General features: G+C 45.1%; 4 protein-coding genes. 3 read left to right on the top strand and 1 reads right to left on the bottom strand.

Going from position 1 to position 3332, the window contains the following annotated elements:
* Window positions 1-45: 45 nt before the first annotated feature.
* Window positions 46-645: a carboxypeptidase-like regulatory domain-containing protein gene (locus tag H8B06_RS20415; RefSeq protein WP_190996040.1), complete on the bottom strand. Its 600-nt coding sequence runs from the start codon at window positions 643-645 to the stop codon at window positions 46-48.
* Between the two features lie 347 nt (window positions 646-992).
* Between H8B06_RS20415 and H8B06_RS20410 the strand changes: the two genes are divergently transcribed.
* From H8B06_RS20410 to H8B06_RS20400, 3 genes are read left to right on the top strand one after another with little or no spacing between them, the layout of a single operon-like run.
* Window positions 993-1835 carry a heme/hemin ABC transporter substrate-binding protein gene (locus tag H8B06_RS20410; protein ID WP_190996039.1) on the top strand — a complete coding sequence of 281 codons (843 nt, stop codon included), beginning with the start codon at window positions 993-995 and terminating at the stop codon, window positions 1833-1835.
* Window positions 1836-1862: 27 nt separating this feature from the next.
* Window positions 1863-2906 (top strand): FecCD family ABC transporter permease, encoded by a 1044-nt coding sequence (locus H8B06_RS20405; RefSeq protein WP_190996038.1) that lies wholly within the window; start codon window positions 1863-1865, stop codon window positions 2904-2906.
* A gap of 16 nt (window positions 2907-2922) precedes the next feature.
* Complete coding sequence (locus H8B06_RS20400) at window positions 2923-3222, top strand: ATP-binding cassette domain-containing protein (RefSeq protein WP_190996037.1); 300 nt, start codon at window positions 2923-2925, stop codon at window positions 3220-3222.
* Window positions 3223-3332 lie beyond the last annotated feature (110 nt).

Raw genomic sequence — 3332 nt, 5'->3', positions numbered from 1 at the left:
TTTACAATACCCAAAGAATACATTCTGCTCTGGGGTATAAAACCCCTAAGCAGATCGAAGAGATGCTATTGGAAAAAGAAAAAATGGCAGCATAAAAAAGTCTCCTAATTTAAGTTGCAATTCCACACCGCCGCCAATATCATTGACCACAGCCATACCTGTCTGCTCCCGGAGTACCTCGTCCAGCCTCCGGCTACCCATCAGGGCAATGGTCTCCTTGCTGATCACGGTCACGGGCATGGCACTGCGCTGGATATCCAACAGGTTATCGACGGCAGTGACCTTACCCTTTACCTCTACGGTTTCAAGTGAAGTTTCATTCCTTTCCAATTCTATGGACAACGTGTTCCGCTGCCCGACTTCGATTTTTATCTTGGTGCTGTATGCGTGGTAGCCGAGATAGCTTGTTTTTAGGGTATAGTTCCCGGCTATGATATTTTTGAATTGGAAGCTTCCTTTTTCATCTGTCTGCGCCTGGTGCAGGTCCGGTTCCAATTGGATAATCGCCCCTGCAATGGGTCGTCCATCGGCATCAGACACGACCCCATTCAGACCACCACGGATACCGGATTGAGCCTGAATAAGATTTGGCAATATAGACAAGAGCATGAACATCTGACAATAGATAATAGCTTTCAATTTCAATGTGATAACAATTGCTTTTTTATTTATAATCTTTCTAAATAAATATAGTGCAAATATGTCTATAACATCCTGTAGGTAGTTTATCTCATCCGTTTTTTCTTTTATCCTATCCGTTTTATTTTTTATCCCATCCGTTTCCTGTCGAAGCTATTTTAGACGATATCTTATAGAAAAACAATCTTATACAACTATTCAAATAAATGAATATCAGCAAATTAACACCCAAATCACTATCCTATAAAATAAGACCCCTATTTATCCTATCCGTTTTTTTCTACTGGATTACAAATTTGTATTTAGCTGCATTAAATACTTTTTTTGTGCCTTATTGTTCGAACGTTTAAACTATGGAAATAAGATCATGGAGGTGGATTTACGCCTTCTGCCTACTGTTTTTTTATGCCCTTGCGGGTACAGCACAGCCTAAACGCATCATCACCTTGGGTGGTGCTATTACGGAAACTGTTGCGGCAATGGGCTTTGAAAAACAAATTGTTGCCGTCGACGTGACCAGTGAATTTCCGGCTAGCATTACGAAACTACCCAAGGTCAGTAAGAACCGTTCCGTATCTGCGGAAGGGTTGATGGCCTACCGCCCCGACTTGGTCATCGCGCCCGAGGGTGATGTACCTTATGGTGTTATCCAGTCACTGAAAGGTTCCGGTATACGTTTTGTGGCCCTCAAACAGGAATATTCTGTCAAAGGAGCGTTGGCCTTTATACGTGCGGTAGGTGCCGCACTCGGCGTAAAGGCCAGAGCCGAGAAGCTGGCTTTGGATACAGAACAGCGTGTAAATAGGGCGTTGCAGACGGTCAAAGCGAGCACACAAAGGCCTAAGGTACTTTTCATCTACGCGCGAGGTACAGGTACAATGACCGTAGCCGGTAAAGGAAGCAGCATGGCAGCGATCATCGAGCTGGCCGGGGGTCGCAATGCTATACAGGAATTCAACCAATATAAGACCTACAGCACGGAAGCATTGGTATATGCAAATCCGGATGCACTGTTGCTGTTCGATTTCGGCATGGAAAGCCTCGGCGGGAAAAATGGTGTGCTGGGCATGCCGGGAGTAGCTTTTACGACTGCTGGCAAAAATAAAAATATAGTTTCCGTAGACGGACCACTGATGATCAATTTTGCAACACGGCTAGACCAGGCGATACTGGCATTGCACAGAGCAATTAATTAACAAGCAGGTAGCTCACGACAATAATACATGACAAAAACAAAAGTTATATATATAACCCTGACCGTCGGATTGGTTTTGGTCATCTTGCTTTCATTGGGAATGGGTGCAATGAAAATAGCGGTTATGGATACCGTAAAGATCCTGGCTAAAGGCGCAGGATTGGTAAAGAACGTCAGCGTAGATAATCTGGCTGAAAATGTACTGTTGCATGTACGCCTGCCGCGTGTTCTTTTGGGATTACTTGTTGGTGCGGCGTTGGGTATTTCGGGTGCGGCCATCCAGGGCATCTTTCGCAATCCGCTTGCCGAACCGGGATTAATCGGTATATCAGCAGGAGCTTCACTCTTTGCGGTGCTTATCATCGGATTCGAGGCAGTCCTGTTTGTTACGCTGGGTAATATATTGGGATTTTACCTATTGGCTTTCGGTGCATTTGCCGGAGCGGGATTGGCTGCAATGTTAGTCTATCAGTTTTCCAAAACAGATGGCAAACCGAATGTGGCGACGATGCTGTTGGCAGGGATTGCCATAAATGCTTTGGCGGGCGCTTTGACAGGTCTTGTTACCTATATGGCAGACGAACAGCAGTTGCGCACCATTACTTTCTGGATGTTGGGTAGTCTCGGAGGGGCAAACTGGAACATGATATGGTGGATTACACCCTTCGTGCTGATCCCGGTATTTGTGCTTCCCTTTTACGGTCGCGGGCTGAACCTCTTTGCCATTGGCGAGCATCAGGCAGAACAGATCGGCATGAACCCTAATAAGATAAAAAGCGGCGTGGTCATTTTGTCTACATTGGCTGTGGGTGCTTGCGTATCTGTAACAGGCATTATCGGATTTGTCGGCTTGTTAGTCCCGCATATCATCCGTTTGGTAGGTGGTGTAGACCACCGCTTGGTATTACCTGCCTCGGCACTATTGGGAGCATTGGTACTGACATTGTCGGACATGCTGGCAAGGGTGCTGGTCGCGCCTGTAGAACTCCCTATAGGAGTGATCACGGCATTGTTGGGTACGCCAGTGTTCCTGTACATACTTTATAAGGACAAGAAGAAAATATTACAATAGAACAATATTATAAAATATGTTAAGGATAGCGTCCGTTAGTTATAAAATCGGTAAGCGGTACTTGTTGAAAGACATCACATTCAGTATCCGCAAAGGAGAAATGGTGGCCATACTCGGTGCCAATGGCGCTGGTAAATCGACTTTAATGAAGATCCTCTGCCGGGAGAAACAACCCACGGAGGGAAACGTAGTCTATGACGGTAAAAACCTCAACGATTATACCGCAAAGGAATTAGCCGTAAAGCGTGCTACGCTCTATCAGCAAAATGCCATTAGTCTCGCATTTACAGTGGAAGAAGTTGGAATTGCAACTTAAATTAGGAGACTTTTTTATGCTGCCATTTTTTCTTTTTCCAATAGCATCTCTTCGATCTGCTTAGGGGTTTTATACCCCAGAGCAGAATGTATTCTTTGGGTATTGTAAAA

This window comes from Sphingobacterium micropteri (assembly GCF_014692515.1).
Lineage (GTDB): Bacteria > Bacteroidota > Bacteroidia > Sphingobacteriales > Sphingobacteriaceae > Sphingobacterium > Sphingobacterium micropteri.
Note: the sequence above shows the minus strand (reverse complement) of the source record. Positions and strands in the feature narration are given on the sequence as shown.

Coding starts and splice junctions, on each gene's coding strand:
- H8B06_RS20400 (WP_190996037.1), top strand. CDS start 2,923: ATGTTAAGGATAGCGTCCGTTAGTTATAAAATCGGTAAGCGGTACTTG.
- H8B06_RS20405 (WP_190996038.1), top strand. CDS start 1,863: ATGACAAAAACAAAAGTTATATATATAACCCTGACCGTCGGATTGGTT.
- H8B06_RS20410 (WP_190996039.1), top strand. CDS start 993: ATGGAAATAAGATCATGGAGGTGGATTTACGCCTTCTGCCTACTGTTT.